Source organism: Testudinibacter sp. P17/SS/0325 (genome assembly GCF_053570765.1).
Map to the genome: position 1 here is coordinate 2,667,111 of NZ_CM131635.1, position 14,965 is coordinate 2,682,075.

The 14,965-nt window shown below is 47.5% G+C and carries 19 protein-coding genes; 5 read left to right on the plus strand and 14 right to left on the minus strand.

Annotation, left to right across the window (positions count from 1 at the left end; all coding sequences use genetic code 11):
• Positions 1–4 precede the first annotated feature (4 nt).
• Together ACWA50_RS12725 and nfo are read right to left on the minus strand one after the other, a co-directional pair.
• Positions 5–505, minus strand: coding sequence for an NlpC/P60 family protein (locus ACWA50_RS12725; protein ID WP_431053104.1), 501 nt, complete (start codon positions 503–505; stop codon positions 5–7).
• Between the two features lie 158 nt (positions 506–663).
• On the minus strand, positions 664–1,512 hold the full coding sequence (gene nfo, locus ACWA50_RS12730) for a deoxyribonuclease IV (protein ID WP_431053106.1): 849 nt from the start codon (positions 1,510–1,512) through the stop codon (positions 664–666).
• Positions 1,513–1,609: 97 nt separating this feature from the next.
• On the opposite strand from nfo, the gene ACWA50_RS12735 reads away from it, so the two are divergent.
• The 3 genes from ACWA50_RS12735 to ACWA50_RS12745 all read left to right on the plus strand — a co-directional run bounded on the left by ACWA50_RS12735 (position 1,610) and on the right by ACWA50_RS12745 (position 2,907).
• Entirely contained in the window at positions 1,610–2,179 is a 570-nt protein-coding gene (locus tag ACWA50_RS12735) for a TorD/DmsD family molecular chaperone (protein WP_431053108.1), read from the plus strand.
• Between the two features lie 329 nt (positions 2,180–2,508).
• On the plus strand, positions 2,509–2,592 hold the full coding sequence (locus tag ACWA50_RS12740; RefSeq protein WP_431054248.1) for a hypothetical protein: 84 nt from the start codon (positions 2,509–2,511) through the stop codon (positions 2,590–2,592).
• Between the two features lie 12 nt (positions 2,593–2,604).
• On the plus strand, positions 2,605–2,907 hold the full coding sequence (locus tag ACWA50_RS12745) for a HigA family addiction module antitoxin (protein WP_431053110.1): 303 nt from the start codon (positions 2,605–2,607) through the stop codon (positions 2,905–2,907).
• A gap of 3 nt (positions 2,908–2,910) precedes the next feature.
• On the opposite strand, the gene yccS is transcribed toward ACWA50_RS12745, so the two are convergent.
• From yccS to ACWA50_RS12765, 4 genes are all read right to left on the minus strand, one after another.
• Positions 2,911–5,073 carry a YccS family putative transporter gene (gene yccS / locus ACWA50_RS12750; RefSeq protein ID WP_431053111.1) on the minus strand — a complete coding sequence of 721 codons (2,163 nt, stop codon included), beginning with the start codon at positions 5,071–5,073 and terminating at the stop codon, positions 2,911–2,913.
• Between the two features lie 23 nt (positions 5,074–5,096).
• Positions 5,097–5,543, minus strand: a complete 447-nt coding sequence (locus ACWA50_RS12755) for a YccF domain-containing protein (protein WP_431053113.1) — start codon at positions 5,541–5,543, stop codon at positions 5,097–5,099.
• Between the two features lie 7 nt (positions 5,544–5,550).
• Positions 5,551–6,009, minus strand: coding sequence for a methylglyoxal synthase (locus tag ACWA50_RS12760; protein WP_431053115.1), 459 nt, complete (start codon positions 6,007–6,009; stop codon positions 5,551–5,553).
• Positions 6,010–6,088: 79 nt separating this feature from the next.
• Positions 6,089–6,748, minus strand: a complete 660-nt coding sequence (locus ACWA50_RS12765; protein ID WP_431053117.1) for a curli polymerization inhibitor CsgI-related protein — start codon at positions 6,746–6,748, stop codon at positions 6,089–6,091.
• Between the two features lie 168 nt (positions 6,749–6,916).
• Between ACWA50_RS12765 and ACWA50_RS12770 the strand changes: the two genes are divergently transcribed.
• The gene (locus tag ACWA50_RS12770) at positions 6,917–7,189 is read left to right on the plus strand and encodes an acylphosphatase (RefSeq protein ID WP_431053119.1); all 273 of its coding nucleotides are present in this window, start codon (positions 6,917–6,919) and stop codon (positions 7,187–7,189) included.
• On the opposite strand, the gene ACWA50_RS12775 is transcribed toward ACWA50_RS12770, so the two are convergent.
• The 8 genes from ACWA50_RS12775 to rluD form a co-directional block, all read right to left on the minus strand.
• Complete coding sequence (locus ACWA50_RS12775) at positions 7,186–8,061, minus strand: metal ABC transporter permease (RefSeq protein ID WP_431054249.1); 876 nt, start codon at positions 8,059–8,061, stop codon at positions 7,186–7,188. The genes ACWA50_RS12770 and ACWA50_RS12775 overlap by 4 nt on opposite strands.
• Entirely contained in the window at positions 8,045–8,908 is an 864-nt protein-coding gene (locus ACWA50_RS12780) for a metal ABC transporter permease (RefSeq protein WP_431053121.1), read from the minus strand. The genes ACWA50_RS12775 and ACWA50_RS12780 overlap by 17 nt, the downstream gene beginning before the upstream one ends.
• Positions 8,909–9,808 (minus strand): ATP-binding cassette domain-containing protein, encoded by a 900-nt coding sequence (locus ACWA50_RS12785; RefSeq protein WP_431054250.1) that lies wholly within the window; start codon positions 9,806–9,808, stop codon positions 8,909–8,911. It abuts the gene before it with no gap.
• Positions 9,808–10,689, minus strand: coding sequence for a metal ABC transporter substrate-binding protein (locus ACWA50_RS12790; RefSeq protein WP_431054251.1), 882 nt, complete (start codon positions 10,687–10,689; stop codon positions 9,808–9,810). The genes ACWA50_RS12785 and ACWA50_RS12790 overlap by 1 nt, the downstream gene beginning before the upstream one ends.
• A 151-nt stretch (positions 10,690–10,840) precedes the next feature.
• A complete protein-coding gene (locus tag ACWA50_RS12795) occupies positions 10,841–11,167 on the minus strand; it encodes a TusE/DsrC/DsvC family sulfur relay protein (protein ID WP_431053123.1) in 327 nt (108 codons plus the stop codon).
• A 92-nt stretch (positions 11,168–11,259) separates the two neighbouring features.
• A complete protein-coding gene (locus tag ACWA50_RS12800; RefSeq protein ID WP_431053125.1) occupies positions 11,260–11,922 on the minus strand; it encodes a Bax inhibitor-1 family protein in 663 nt (220 codons plus the stop codon).
• A 98-nt stretch (positions 11,923–12,020) separates the two neighbouring features.
• Positions 12,021–12,755 (minus strand): peptidoglycan editing factor PgeF, encoded by a 735-nt coding sequence (gene pgeF / locus ACWA50_RS12805; protein WP_431053127.1) that lies wholly within the window; start codon positions 12,753–12,755, stop codon positions 12,021–12,023.
• On the minus strand, positions 12,755–13,732 hold the full coding sequence (gene rluD, locus ACWA50_RS12810) for a 23S rRNA pseudouridine(1911/1915/1917) synthase RluD (protein ID WP_431053129.1): 978 nt from the start codon (positions 13,730–13,732) through the stop codon (positions 12,755–12,757). The genes pgeF and rluD overlap by 1 nt, the downstream gene beginning before the upstream one ends.
• Positions 13,733–13,926: 194 nt before the next feature.
• Here rluD and ACWA50_RS12815 point away from each other — a divergent pair, with 194 nt between their 5' ends.
• Entirely contained in the window at positions 13,927–14,736 is an 810-nt protein-coding gene (locus ACWA50_RS12815; protein WP_431053131.1) for an outer membrane protein assembly factor BamD, read from the plus strand.
• Positions 14,737–14,965 lie beyond the last annotated feature (229 nt).

Sequence of the window (14,965 nt, forward strand, 5' to 3'; positions counted from 1 at the left end):
TCAGTTAATTAATCACACGGCGCGATTGGGTGTAGTTTCGCGACCAATAGTTTTCGGATAACGAATTGGTGGTGACGCCTTTACTGGTGCTGGCGTGGATAAACTCTCCGTTGCCGATATAAATGCCCACATGTTTATTTTTACGGAAGAACACCAAATCGCCAAATTCCAACTCGCTTTTATTGATTTTTTTACCGACATGGCGTTGTTCGGCGGTGCTGCGCGGCATTTGCAGCCCAAACGCACGATCAAACGCGTTTAATACAAAGGCGGAGCAATCAATCCCGTTTTGGGTTGTGCCGCCCAAACGGTAGCGCACGCCCTGCCAGTTGTGGTAAAACTCATGCAGTTTAGTAAATTGCGCTAAGCTCACGCCATTACCGATATTTTTCGGCAAATTGGTGCGGATACGCGTATCTTGGGACTGATAAACGGTATGTTGCCCGTTATGACTACAGGCGGTTAAAGCGGCAATGCCGAAAATAAAAAGCAGTTTACGCAACATAATATGAATTAGAGGTTATTAATCTTCGAAAGTGCTTTGATTCTACGGAAAGTAACGCTGCCTTTCCAGCAAAAAGCCGTTTTTTTTGCCAGATAAATCTATTTTTTTGAGCAACTTCAAAAAATCGTTAATAAAAATCGATAACGTTAAGAAATTCTCTAAACCTCAGACGCCAAATTGCGCAACCAATTAATTTCTTCCGCCCAAATTTCCGGCTTGACGGTTTCCAAAATCAGCGGCATATCATTAAATTCGTCATGTTGCATAATGTATTCAAATACCGCCGTGCCGATTGTGCCGCCACGTAAGACATCATGCCGATCCACCCGGCTGCCAAGTGCGGTTTTCGAGCCGTTGAGGTGCATGCCTTTCAGGAACTCAAAACCGACAATCCGTGCAAATTCATGAAACACCCGCTCACAACCGACCGCACTTGAGATGTCGTAACCGGCGGAAAAGGTATGGCAGGTATCCAAACACACGCCGACCCGGCTTTTATCCTCAACTTGTTCGATAATTCCCGCCAGATGTTCGAAACGATAACCGATATTCGAACCCTGCCCTGCGGTATTTTCAATCACCGCCACCACATTCGGCACTTGTTGATGTGCCAGATTGATCGATTCGGCGATAATCGCAATACAATCCTGTTCGGAAATTCGGCGCAAATGGCTGCCGGGGTGAAAATTCAGCAACGATAAGCCCAACTGCCGGCAACGCTGCATTTCATCGATAAACGCAGCGCGCGATTTCGCCAACGCTTCTGCTTCAGGGTGTCCTAAATTAATCAGATAGCTGTCGTGCGGCAAAACGTGTTTCGGATCGATTTTCGCCTGATAAAGCGCCTGTTTAAATTGTTTGATACTGCTTTCCGTCAGCGGTTTTGCCACCCACTGGCGTTGGTTTTTGGTAAACAACGCAAAGGCATTCGCGCCGATTGCCACCGCATTGGTCACGGCATTTTCCACGCCGCCGCCGGCACTGACGTGCGCACCGATATATTTCATCTGTTTCTAATCCTAATTTATGGCTGATTTTATGTTAGCATTGTACCGAAATTTTAACCCGCCGAAACCTATTGATACGATAATGAGGGCAATTCCGATGACAACAACGACTACGATTAATGATTTTTCCATGCTTTGCCGCTTGTTCGGCAATCTGTTTTACCGCACGCCGCAAGATGAGGTGCTTGCGCCGATTTTCACTTGGCTGCAACAAGGCAACCTGACCGCACTTTGGGCATTGAGCACCGACAGCCAAAGCGAAAAGACGTTACAACAGTTGCAAAGTGCGGTTGCCATTGAACAATTAAACGCAGAATACCAACAACTTTTCGCCGAAAACGGCACAGTAAGCCCGAAGATTTCAGCTTATCGCGACAATTTAGCCGATTTTATTGAATTCAGAAACCAACGGGGTATGGACGCACTGCCACAAGCGGATCATGTCGCCCATTTATTGCTGACCGCGTCATGGTTGGAAGACAATGTCGATTCGACACTGGCACAACAAACCTTATTTGAACAATTTTTACTGCCCGTCATGAGCAAATTTCTCGGCAAAGTCGAAGCGCATGATCAGGGTTTCTACCGCGCCCTAGCGCAACTCTGCCGCGAGGCGTTATCGGCCATGGCGGACGAGTTGGAAGAAGAGGGTGAAAAAGAAGAATAAGCTAATTCTTATTTTTACGATCTTCATCGCAAAAATTAACCCGAAGGACTGCGCCGAATTTTTATCTGATTAAAATAGCCTTCTTGATTCACCTTTGTATCCATTTTGTGATACGATACATCACAAATAAACGGCATATGATTAAAAGTTTTAAACATAAAGGGCTAAAGCAGTTATTTGAAATAAGGCTATAGCAACGGGGTTAATCCTGCACACGCGGCTAAATTACTGCGTATGCTCGATGTTATCGACAAAGCCGCCAGTATTGGTGATTTCCGCTTTTTTATAAATCACATGAATTAAAAGGCAATCGTGCCGACGTTTGGTCGATGACGGTGTCGGGAAATTGGCGCATTACTTTTGAGTTTAAACAAGGTCATGCTTATATTTTAGATTATGAAGATTACCATTAAGGCGGAAAAATCATGAAAATCAGGAAACCGACTCACCCCGGTGCAATTTTACGTGAAGATGTGTTGCCCGAATTGCAAATGACCATCACCGATTTTGCCGCGCATTTGGGATTTTCACGTGAAACCATTTCGCGAATTCTACATGAGAGAGCCCCTGTCTCTGCAAATTTGGCTTATCGTCTAGAATTAGCCGGTGTCAGTAGTGCCGATTTATGGCTGAAATTACAGGCGGCTTATGATATTTGGCAGCTGAAAACCGCTCCTCAACCGTTGCAAATTAAACCACTGAACTTGGCTGCACCATTGACGGTTTAACGGTTACTTCTCCGCCTCCAATTTCAACTGCTGCTGTACGCTTTGGTACAATTCCGGCAGCAGTTGGGTCATCATATTCAGCTGTTGGCGCAGCACTCTGTCTTGTTGCAGCTGGGTTGCGCTAGCAAATTGCATATTCGCTTCAAGTTGCAAACGTTGCCGAATATGCTCGATTTTCTGTTGGAATTGCGCTTCCGGCAGTTGTTCCAGGGTTTGCAACACCTCGATTAATTCCCGTGCCGCCGGATAAAGGTCAATTAAGAAATAGTTATTGTCCCCATGCTCTCCCATGGTATGCCGAAATGCCCCCAATGCCGAGATATAGCCAAGCAAACGATAATTTTGTTTCAACAGTTGGAAAGCGTTTGGTAGAAAAGTGCGGTATTTTTCCGCTTCACTGTTCATATTACCAATCAGCGTGTTTAATTCCGCCGCACTTTCATGCGCCGCCAAACGGACGCTGCGGTAATTGACATGATTGCGTTCGCCAAATTGCAGTTGCGCCATAATATACAGCAAATAACGGGCGTTATTCTGAATGCTGCGCCGGATAAGGCGCATGATCTTCATGTATTTCCAATCCGGCCACAGATAAGACACCGCCAGCCATGCCACGCTGGCGCCGATTAAGGTGTCAATCACGCGCGGCAACATCGCGGCATGCAGATCAAAGCCGCTGATGTCAAAACTGACCAGCACTTGTATGGTGATAAACAACGTGGAAAAACGGTAATTATTGCTTCTAAAGAAGAAAAACAGGGTGCTGGTGGCGACTAAAACGCCCAGTTTGGCGGCTAAGGTCGCTGTAAAATAGGGCAACAGCGAGCCGATAACCACCCCGAGTAAAGTGCCGATCACCCGATCACGCAAACGTTTTTTGGTCGCCGAATAATTCGGTTGACAGACAAAAATCGCCGTCAGCAGCACCCAGTATCCTCGCTCTAAATTCAAACCGACGGCAATGATACAACAGACCAACACCACTAACGACAACCGCACCGCATGGCGGAACAGTTGCGATTCGAATGTCAGATGATTCTTCACCGCCGCAATAATTTCACGCAGTCCGCGCACGCTGTCAGTGCTGATAATTTGGCTGAAAGATTGTTGGATTTCATTGCTTTCTTTACCAAGAAACAGCAGCTGCCATAGAATATGTTTTAAATTGGCGATTAGGGTACGCAAATTTTCCGCTTGTGAGCTGTCCGGATACTGGTTGATAAAATGCCGAAAAGAATGATCAAGCCCGCCGACCGCTCTTTGCAGGCGATCTTTCGGTTGGTAGGTTTCACGTTTCAAAATCGCATTGGCAATATCGCGGCAATCGTCCGCTTGTAATTCCAACAAACGCTGAATACGGAAAATCAAATCGCTGTTTTGCAGTTTTTGTACCAGCTTGCGATAATTGAAATGCGATGAACTGGCGCGCTCGTGAATATCCTGCGCCGCATAATAATAGCGGATCAACCGGCTGGTTTTAGACGAACGGTGTTGCTGCCTGCCCAAACGATAAAACAGCGATTGGCGGCATAAGCTAAAAGCATTGATCACGTTGCTGTTGAGTTGTGACAATTCCAAGTGCAATGGCTCGCTGTTTTCACTTTCATCGGGATCAAAAAATTTGGATTTGCAATCCAGATAATCGGCAAGTGCCAAATAGGCGTTTGCCAGATTTTCATCCACTTTGTAACGTGGAAAAAACAGATAGGTCAGCACCGAGCAAATGCTATACAGCAACGTGCCGCAAACAATCATTAACGGATTGATATACCATTCCGTTTGCGGCAAATAGGTCAATGAGGTGTAAAGCGCGACAATCAAGGTGCCGAAGGCAATGGTGCTGTAACGCTGTCCCAGTGCACCCATCATGGTGAACACGAAGGTGAACAGCGTCATCATCAAGGCAAAATAAAGCGGATTATTCAGTGAAATTTGCGCGCCGAAAGCGGAGGTGGTAAATGCGGCGAGCGTAATCAGGATATTTTTGATCTTTCCGCTCAGACTGTGATCCAAATCGACCAAACCGGCGGCAATAATTCCCAACACAAACGGCATTGCGACTGCCGAAATCGACCAATACCATACCAATCCGGCAGCGATGTTGACGGCGATAAACACCGGAATCACCGCAATCACTTTACTGTTCAGCCAAGAGAATGTTTTCACAATGTTGCCTTAGCGCTCCGTTGTTAACGGTGATCAAACGGTTGGGTAAATTGCCGCCCTGTAACCGTCTGCGCCATTTCGCTTGACACCACACGCTGCCCAACCGGGAACAAGGCAATTTGCGCCAGTTTGAAATGTCCGATTCCGCTTGGAATACCAATAATGGTAACGCACTGTGAAATACCCACCATAATATGCAGCAAACACAGCCACCAACCACACACCACAAACCAAATAATATTCAGTATACTGCCCACATTATTACTCAGAGAATTGGTCGGTTGCAGATATTTGACATGCACAATTTCGTGACCAAACGGCACCAATGCCATTTTGGTGATTTCCCAACAACTGCGGGTATAAGGCAAAGTGACAATTAAAACCGCACTTAGGATCGTAGCGAAAAACCACCCCAACACGGTACTGAATCCGAAAAAAACAAAGTTGAAAATATTCAGCGCTAAATTCATATTCTACCTATTTTAAACGTTCCGCCAGATAGCCGGCATAATCGGGAATTTCAATCTCGACCGGATTATTAAAACAAGGTGAGCTGATCAGAAAGTCGGCGGTCGCCGGATTCATTGCCACCGGGATATTCCATACCGTCGAAATCCGCATTAAGGCTTTCACATCGGGATCGTGCGGCACCGCATTCATCGGATCCCAAAAGAATACCAGCAAATCGATTTTGCCTTCGGCAATCATCGCGCCAAGTTGCTGATCACCGCCCATCGGGCCGCTCAATAGCGCCTTAATTGCCAAACCGCTCTTTTGCTCAATCAGATTTCCGGTGGTGCCGGTGCCGTATAAATCGTGTTGTGCCAACGAAGTGCGGTTTTTTAAGCACCAATCGACCAAACTTTGCTTGCAATGATCATGCGCCACTAACGCAATCTGTTTTTTTACACCAATTTGACGGGTTGTTGTTTTCATCGCCAGTCCTTCTGTCTTATTGCCGGTTAAAATAAAAAAGCGAGCCAAGCTCACTTTTTTATTATTTTAATTTTACTGCTTATTGTTTTTTCGCCCAATTCAAGAAACGTTGTTGCGTTGCTTTATCGGCTTGTTGGAACCAATATTGCAATTGCTGTTCCGCAACGTTTTCCCCTTGTACGGTCACTTGACCTTTTGAAGCTTTGCCCACATTTGCCATTCCCATCGCAACCGGCATACTGGCACTGGCAAATCCGGCTACCGCTGCTTTACCGCCGCTGCTATTGTAGCTTGATAAATCTTCAGCGATGTTTCTTCCCGGGAACAAACCGTCTTGCGATAAAATATCTTGCTCGCTCGCCACAGCCTGACCGCTTGCCGTTACGACACTCACTTTCGGATTTTTGTCAAAACGAGCGGCGTCGCTTTCATCAAGCACGCCGTCCGCTTTAATTTGAATATTTTCACTGCCGGCTTTGAATCTGACGATCACAGGCGCAGATTCGAATAAGCGGCGATCGGAACCTGAGCGGATAATTTCCGCCACTCGTACCACAACTTGGTGTGTCTCGTTGTCGGCGACCGTTACCGTTTTATTTTTTTTCAATAAACCGCCACCGGCTTTTTGACCATCGACAGCCAATATTTCCAGATTGGATGATGTACTGATTTCTGCAGCTACGGCACTGAAACCCGTTAACAATGCTACGGCACTAATCGCTAAATGAGCTAATTTCATGTTATTTCCTCAATGATAAGAAAAATCGGTAAAAAACCCGATCAGGGTCAGATTTTTTACAAAAACCAAATTGGTTGTGTCTATCCTATGCCAAAACATTATAAAATAAAATAGTCATTTAGCATTTTTATCCAAATTTGAGAGTTGCCTTAGGCTTATGGAGGCGTTATGCAAGTTCAATTTAATGTTTACGGGATCGTACAAGGCGTGGGCTTTCGTTATTTTACATGGCGCAAGGCGTCTGAATTGGGATTGAAAGGCAATGTCCGCAATCTGTCCGACGGCAGTGTATTAGTGATTGCGCAAGGCAGCGAACAACAAATCGACGCCCTGCGCCACTGGCTGCAACAAGGCGGCCCGCGCTCCGCCACAGTCGATCAGGTGTTAGAGCGGCCTTATCAAGACGAAGTGCGCTTTCGCGAATTCGCCATCGCTTATTAGACCGCACTTTTATGTGGGCTAGTCTGTTGTTGAAACCGCACTTTATCCCGCTGGGTGCGCCAAGTGCGGTAGAGCAAGGCAAAGATAAAACAACAAGATTGCACCAACACAATCGTTGGTCCGGTCGCGGAATCCCAATGATAACTGAAAATCGTGCCGAGCACGCTCGACAGCAGCGACACGCTGATCGCAATCAGCAGCATGCGGTTAAACGATTTGGTGAGGCAAAAGGCGGTAATGCCCGGGGCGATCAATAACGCTACCACCAAAATCACCCCGACCACCTGCATGGCGCTGATGATGGTTAAGGCAAGTAGCATCAACAATAAATAGTGCAACAAACGCACCGGCAAGCCGACCACCGCCGCTTGAACCGGATCAAAACAGTACAACAGAAAATCTTTGCGTTTTAAAAACACAATCACGAAGGTGAACAGCGAAATCCACAGCGTCAGTTGAAACGCCGCTTGGGTTACGCCGAGCAAATTACCAAACAGAATATGGCTTAAATGTTGATCGCTATCGACGTTGACGAATAAAATCAGCCCGAAAGCAAACATCCCGGAAAACACAATGCCCATCACCGTATCTTCTTTTAGGCGGCTATTTTCTTTCAAATAGCCGGTCGCCAAGGCACAACAAACGCCGGAAAAGAAAGCGCCGACCGTCAACGGCAGCCCCAAGAGAAACGCAATCACCACGCCCGGCAATACCGCATGCGCAATCGCGTCGCCCATCAACGACCAGCCTTTCAACACCAAATAACACGACAGCAAGGCGCACACCACCGCCACCAAAAGTGCGGTCAGCAACGCTTGGCGCATAAACTCAAAGGAAAAAGGCTCGTAAAACCAATTAAACAGCTCGGCCATCATCAGCTTTCTCCTTGATTTTATTACGTTTCAACATGCCATATTTAGGCGAGAAGAAAAAGGCGAGCAGAAATAACAGCGTTTGCAAAAACACGATCAGACCGCCGGTTGCGCCGTCGAGAAAATAACTGAGATACGCCCCGACCGCACTGGTACCAAAACCTAAACCAACCGCAATCCACACTAAACGCCCGAAGCGATCGGTTAATAAATAGGCGGTTGCCCCGGGGGTGATCACCATCGCAATCACCAAAATCGCGCCGACGGTTTGCAACGCGGCAACCACACAGGCGCTCAACAAGGTGAAAAACAACACTTTTAAGCGCAACGGCGAAATCCCGACCGAAACCGCATGGCTTTCATCAAAAAAGACTAACAGCAGATCTTTCCAAAAAATCAGCAAAAACACCACACAGACCGCAATAATAATCCCGACTTGCAACACATCTTCATCGGCAATGCCTAAAATATTACCGAGAATAATCGACTGCACGTCAACCGAGGTCGGATTCAGCGAGATGATAAATAAACCGAGCGCAAAAAAGGTGGTGAAAATAAAGCCGATAATCGCGTCTTCGCGCAGTTTGGTGATCGATTTAATCCACAAAATCGCCAACGCCGCCAACAGCCCGGACAAAAACGCACCGACCGCATAAGGCAACGCCAAGGCATAGGCAATCGCCACACCGGGTACGACCGCGTGCGACAAGGCATCGCCAATCAGCGACCAACCTTTCAGCATTAAATATGCCGACAAAAAGGCACATACGCCCCCGACCAAGGCGCTCACCACCACCGCTTTGGTCATGTATTCATATTGGAAAGGCTCAAGTAAAAGTTGCCACATTTACGGTTCTGCCTTATTGCAAGGTGTCGTCGGCGGCAGTTCCGCCCCTTTTTCACCATAAAATACCACCGGGTGCTCGTCGTCGGTCAGCACGGTTAAGGTGCGGTTATCTTCGTCATCATGCAGCACTTCGCCGCCGAGAGTGAGGTAGCGCAGTACACCGCCAAACGCCCGTTGCAGATTTTTTTGGGTAAAGGTGGTTTCGGTGCAGCCGGCGGCAATTACGGTGCGGTTAATCATTACCACTTGATCGCAAAAGTGCGGTACGCTGCCGAGATTATGGGTCGAAACCAAAATCAAATGCCCTTCGCCGCGTAGTTGCCCCAACAGTTCGACAATCGCATTTTCGGTTTTAACATCCACCCCGGTAAACGGCTCATCCAGCAGAATAATTTGACTTTCTTGCGCCAACGCACGCGCCAAAAACACCCGTTTTTTTTGCCCGCCGGACAATTCGCCAATCTGTCGATCACGCAAGTGGCTGATATCAACCCGTTGCATTGCCTGCTCGACTTTTTGCTTATCCAATGCCGACGGAATCCGCAAAAAATTCATGTAGCCATAACGTCCGGTCATCACCACGTCATACACCGACACCGGAAACTGCCAATCCACTTCTTCGGCTTGCGGCACATAGGAAACGCGATTTTGCTTCAACGCTTTGTGCACCGGCAAACCGTGCAAGCGAATCGAACCTTGCAGCGGTTTTACCAAGCCCATTAAACTTTTAAACAGCGTGGATTTGCCACTGCCGTTAACACCGACCAGAGCGCAAGTCGTTCCGCCGTTAAGAGAAAACGAAACATCATGAAGTGCGGTATGCCCGTTATTGTAGCGCACGCTGATATCATGAACGTCCAACAGCGGATCGCCGCCGCCTGCACCCTTGCCGTTTATCATCATTCAAATCCTTTCACTATGGTCGAAACCGTCACTTGCAACAAATCCAAATAGGTCGGCACGGCGCCGTCCGCTTGCGACAGGGAATCGACATACAACACGCCGCCGTATTTTGCGCCGGTTTCTTTGGCGACTTGCTTACTCGGACGATCGGAAACCGTACTTTCGCTGAACACCACCGGAATGTTATTGGCTTTCACCTGATCGATGACAGACCGCACTTGTTGCGGCGAACCTTGCTGTTCGGCATTGATCGGCCATAAATATAACTCTTTAAAGCCGTAATCTTTGGCTAAATAGCTGAATGCGCCTTCGGACGTCACCAACCAGCGTTTTTCACTTGGAATCGCCTTGATTTTTTCGCGTAACGGCGTATCAATCGCTTTGATTTTTTCGCTATAGGTCGCTGCGTTACGGTTATAAACGTCGGCATTTTGCGGATCGTGTTTGACCAACGCCTGACGGATATTTTCCACATAAATCAACGCATTGCTCGGCGACATCCACGCATGCGGATTGGGGGCGCCTTGATAAGCCCCTTCCGAAATCGGCAACGGCTCGATTCCTTCGGTCACCACCGCCACCGGTTTATTCGGCATATTTTCAAAAAAGCGTTCAAACCAGCGTTCCAAATTCAAACCGTTCCATAAAATCAGATCCGCCTGCTGCGCTTTGATCACATCCTTCGGGGTGACTTGATAATCGTGAATTTCCGCGCCAGGCTTAGTGATCGATTCGACAACCGCCGCGTCACCGGCAACATTCTGCGCAATATCTTGGATTACAGTGAAGGTTGTCATCACTTTGAACGGCTTGGCGGCTGCATTCGCAGAAAATGCGAATACGCAACTTAACACCAGACTGCTGACAAGGTTTTTTATCTGCTTATTCATTTGTTGCTCCTTATTGATTGATAGGTTAAACGTGCAAAGCAACGCTTGTTGCTCCGTTTAACACTATATCAATAAATCCATCCAATTCAAATACGAATAATTATCAATTAAAGATATTTACACAATTTCTATCTGGTTTTTATAAGCACTTAGCCGGTTTCGGCAGCCCTGCCAACTTGGTCGCCTGTTTCGCCGGACCTTCGGGAAACAAGCGCTGCAAATAACGGCTGTTACCTTTGTCCGCCCCCAACTTATCCGCCATCGCTTTCACCAACATGCGAATCGCCGGTGAAGTTTTATATTCCTGATAAAAATCGCGCACAAAATGGATCACTTCCCAGTGGGCGGCGCTGAGTTCCAATCGCTCTTTTTCCGCCAATGCCTGCGCCACCGCTTCGTTCCATTGTGCGCTGTGCCGCAAATAGCCGTCTTTATCCAATTCAATCGTTTCGCCGTTAATCTTCATTTCTTCTCACGTTTTGACCGATACAATTATGCCCCTATTTAGGGGCATACGAAAATGGTTAGACCGATTACTGTGATTATCGGCACAATTTACTAATCGCGTGAAGCGCCGATCAGGCTCAATAAGCTGATAAACAGGTTGTACAGCGAGACATAAATGCCGATGGTGGCGCGGATATAGTTAGTTTCGCCGCCGTGAACGATATTGCTGGTTTCATACAGAATCGCACCGGTTGAAAACACCACAAACAATGCGCTGATGGCCAAATGTAATCCCGGGATTTGCAGGAAAATATTGGCAATCACGCCGACAACCAACACAATAAACAGCGCAAACATCATTCCGCTTAGAAACGACATATCTTTTTTCGTGGTTAAAACATAAGCCGAACAAGCGAAGAATACCGCCGCCGTGCCGCCTAATGCCAACACCACGACATCGCCTAAACCTTCGCGCACATACAGATTTAAAATCGGCCCGATGGTGTAGCCGAGAAAACCGGTGAACGCAAACGCAGACAAAATCCCCAATGGGCTGTCGGCTAATTTATTGGTTAAAAACAGTAAGCCGTAGAAGCCGACTAGCAGCACGATTAAACCCGGATACGGCAGATTCATCGCCATTGAGATATAAGCCACCACTGCGGAAAAGGTGACGGTCAGCGCTAATAAAAAATAAGTATTGCGTAATACTTTGTTGGTCGCTAAAACCGATTGTTCGGAACGGCGTACATCAGTCACAAGACGTTGTTGCATTGTTTTTCTCCTTTGAAAATCATCGTAAATCAATTGTTAAAACACATCGTTAAACATAAGGGCTACCGCCCAAAAAGTCAAATCTAAATTCGGTTGTTTCATTCAAACCAAATCAAGCTCGCCATGCGTCCGGTCACGCCGTCGCGCCGATAGGAAAAAAAGCGCGTTTTATCGCTGACAGTGCAATATTCCCCGCCGTAAATCTGTTGCAGACCGCACTTTTGCAGCCGTTGCCGCGCCAATAAATACAAATCGGCGAAATATTTTTGCGGCGAGGTCAAATCGGTTTTAAATGCCGATGCCGCTTGCGGATCCTGTTGCATAAACGCCGAGCGCACTTCCGGCCCCACTTGAAAAGCGTTTGCGCCGATTGCCGGGGCAAGCCACGCCACAATCTGCGAAGGTTCGGTCTTAAACTGTGCCAGCGTATTTTCTAAAATGCCATCACACAAGCCGCGCCAACCGGCATGTGCCGCCGCGACCTCATTGCCTTGCGCCGAGGCAAACAGCACCGGTAAACAATCGGCGGTCATCACCAAACACACTTGCCCGGCTTGATCGGTATAAGCCGCATCCGCGTTCGGCGCCGGGTCGTCACTAGGCAAACGAACCACGTCTATGCTGTGAATTTGATTCAAGTACAGCGGCGCTTGCGGCAATGCGGCGGTTTTGATCAAATGTAAGCGGTTGGCGCTGACCGCACTTGGAAGATCACCGACATGAGCGCCCAAGTTAAAACTGGCGTAAGGCTGTTCGCTCACCCCGCCACTGCGCAGCGTAGAAAGCGCTTTGATATTATCCGCCAAATTCCAATCGGGTTTAAGAAATTCCATTAATAATCCAATTCATCTTTATGCAGTTCGTAATCTTGCTTCAGTGCATTCACCAGCTCGACAAAATCCTCCGGCAGCGGCGCGTGCCACTCCATCACTTCGCCGGTGATCGGATGTTCCAAACGCAACATCACCGCATGCAAGGCTTGACGTTGGAAATTACGCAGCACGCTTAGCAACGCCTCGCTCGCCCCCTTCGGCGGGCGCGGGCGACCGCCATACACTTGATCGCCTAATAGCGGGTGGGCAATATGCGCCATGTGCACCCGAATTTGGTGGGTGCGCCCGGTTTCCAAACGCAGCCGCAGCCGCGTGTAGTTACGGAAACGCTCCATAATCCGATAATGGGTTACCGCCGGTTTGCCCATCGGGTGCACCGCCATTTGTGTGCGTTTGGTGCCGTGGCGCGCCATCGGCTGATCAACCGTACCGCCTTTAGTCATAATCCCGAACGCCACCGCTTCATATTCACGGGTAATCCGGCGTTTTTGCAAGGCGAAAACCAAACGGGTTTGCGCCGGAATGGTTTTCGCCACCACCATAAGACCGGTGGTGTCTTTATCCAAACGGTGCACAATCCCGGCGCGCGGCACTTCGGCAATTTGCGGATAATGGTGCAACAGCGCGTTCAGCACTGTGCCGTCGGGATTGCCCGCCCCGGGGTGCACCACCAGATCTTTCGGCTTATTAATCACCAGAATATCATCGTCTTCATATACGATATTCAAGGCAATATCCTGCGCCACAAAGCGGTTTTCTTCTTCGATTTCCACATCAATTTCAATCCGCTCATCCCCGAAGACTTTTTCCCGCGGTTTATTGACGATTTCCCCGTTAACCCGCACTTTGTTTTGTTCGATCCACGTTTTAATCCGTGAACGGGAATAGTCGGGAAAACGCTCTGCCAACGCCTGATCCAAGCGTTGTCCCAATTGATGTAATTGAATTTGCGTGCTTAATTGTAGTTGTTTTGTCATAAAGAATGGAATCCGTTTAATTCTGATTTGCTTATTTGCCCAGTATGGTTAAAATACTTAACGCAACATAAGCACAACAAGATTATGCCTGTCATTGTAACTGAAGTTTACAGTGAAGTAACCAAACTTAGTCTGAAAACCGTTGTCATAGTCTCTGTATTTCTCAGCTTTCACTATATTAGGACTGTTATATTATGCATAAACTAAAATCACTTGCCTTGCTGTTATTGACCGCACTTGCTGTTACCGCCTGCTCTTCAGGCGACAAGGGAGTGGAAAATCTACCGGTAGAAGAGTTATACAGCAAAGCCAATAGCTATTTATTAGATGAAAATTACACTGAAGCAATCCGCTATCTGGATGCCGTTGACAGCCGTTATCCTTTCGGTGCTTATGCCGAACAGGCACAATTAGGTTTGATTTATGCCTATTATAAGGATTCCGAATATACCTTGGCATTGGCGAATGCCGAACGTTTCCTGCGCTTGCACAGCAACAGCCAGCATTTGGATTTCGTCTTATACCTCGCGGGCTTGATCAATACCGAGTTGGGTGATCATTTTATGCAAAGAACCTTCGGCACCGACCGCGCTTTGCGCGATCCGTTGACACTGACCAACGCCCTGCATAACTTCGAAACCTTGCAACAACATTTCCCGAACAGCCAATATGCTGCCGACGCCGCGGTGCGCGCCACCTATCTGCGCAGCGCTTTGGCGCGCCACGAACAACGTGTCGCCGAATTCTATTTCAAACGCAAGGCTTATGTCGCCACGGTTAACCGGGTATTAGGGCTGTTAGATAAATATCCGGACAGCCAAGCGACCCATGAAGCCTTGCCGTTGTTGGAAAAATCCTATCAAGCGATGGGGCTGACCGAGCCGGCGGCTAAAATTGCCGATTTAATCAAACAAGGCGAAGGCAAAACCTTCCCTGAAATTCCGGTGCCGAGCGGTGATTTGGAATTGACAGTTCCGAACGTACTCGCACCAAGCGCACAATAAACCGCACTTCGAACACATAAAACATACTGATATTGCAAAGTATCAGTATGTTTTTTTATCTGCCTGCCTTGGTTGGTTTTCCACTGCATATTTTGATCTCTCCCCCATTGTATTTATTCTCATTAAAAGCAAAATACGATCTAAATCAAAAAAACCTTAAATGGGTATAATAAATACTTCTTTTATTAAACCATTCCTTTTATGATACGCCTGTTAAATCAATTAACAG

Excerpts from the sequence above, each read along its gene's own strand:
- ACWA50_RS12800 (WP_431053125.1), bottom strand. The coding sequence starts at position 11,922 with ATGCAACAACGTCTTGTGACTGATGTACGCCGTTCCGAACAATCGGTT.
- ACWA50_RS12770 (WP_431053119.1), top strand. The coding sequence starts at position 6,917 with ATGCAAGTTCAATTTAATGTTTACGGGATCGTACAAGGCGTGGGCTTT.
- rluD (WP_431053129.1), bottom strand. The coding sequence starts at position 13,732 with ATGACAAAACAACTACAATTAAGCACGCAAATTCAATTACATCAATTG.
- ACWA50_RS12735 (WP_431053108.1), top strand. The coding sequence starts at position 1,610 with ATGACAACAACGACTACGATTAATGATTTTTCCATGCTTTGCCGCTTG.
- ACWA50_RS12740 (WP_431054248.1), top strand. The coding sequence starts at position 2,509 with ATGACGGTGTCGGGAAATTGGCGCATTACTTTTGAGTTTAAACAAGGT.
- ACWA50_RS12755 (WP_431053113.1), bottom strand. The coding sequence starts at position 5,543 with ATGAATTTAGCGCTGAATATTTTCAACTTTGTTTTTTTCGGATTCAGT.
- ACWA50_RS12795 (WP_431053123.1), bottom strand. The coding sequence starts at position 11,167 with ATGAAGATTAACGGCGAAACGATTGAATTGGATAAAGACGGCTATTTG.
- ACWA50_RS12775 (WP_431054249.1), bottom strand. The coding sequence starts at position 8,061 with ATGGCCGAGCTGTTTAATTGGTTTTACGAGCCTTTTTCCTTTGAGTTT.
- nfo (WP_431053106.1), bottom strand. The coding sequence starts at position 1,512 with ATGAAATATATCGGTGCGCACGTCAGTGCCGGCGGCGGCGTGGAAAAT.
- ACWA50_RS12815 (WP_431053131.1), top strand. The coding sequence starts at position 13,927 with ATGCATAAACTAAAATCACTTGCCTTGCTGTTATTGACCGCACTTGCT.
- ACWA50_RS12785 (WP_431054250.1), bottom strand. The coding sequence starts at position 9,808 with ATGATAAACGGCAAGGGTGCAGGCGGCGGCGATCCGCTGTTGGACGTT.
- ACWA50_RS12780 (WP_431053121.1), bottom strand. The coding sequence starts at position 8,908 with ATGTGGCAACTTTTACTTGAGCCTTTCCAATATGAATACATGACCAAA.
- ACWA50_RS12760 (WP_431053115.1), bottom strand. The coding sequence starts at position 6,009 with ATGAAAACAACAACCCGTCAAATTGGTGTAAAAAAACAGATTGCGTTA.
- ACWA50_RS12725 (WP_431053104.1), bottom strand. The coding sequence starts at position 505 with ATGTTGCGTAAACTGCTTTTTATTTTCGGCATTGCCGCTTTAACCGCC.
- ACWA50_RS12765 (WP_431053117.1), bottom strand. The coding sequence starts at position 6,748 with ATGAAATTAGCTCATTTAGCGATTAGTGCCGTAGCATTGTTAACGGGT.
- ACWA50_RS12745 (WP_431053110.1), top strand. The coding sequence starts at position 2,605 with ATGAAAATCAGGAAACCGACTCACCCCGGTGCAATTTTACGTGAAGAT.
- pgeF (WP_431053127.1), bottom strand. The coding sequence starts at position 12,755 with ATGGAATTTCTTAAACCCGATTGGAATTTGGCGGATAATATCAAAGCG.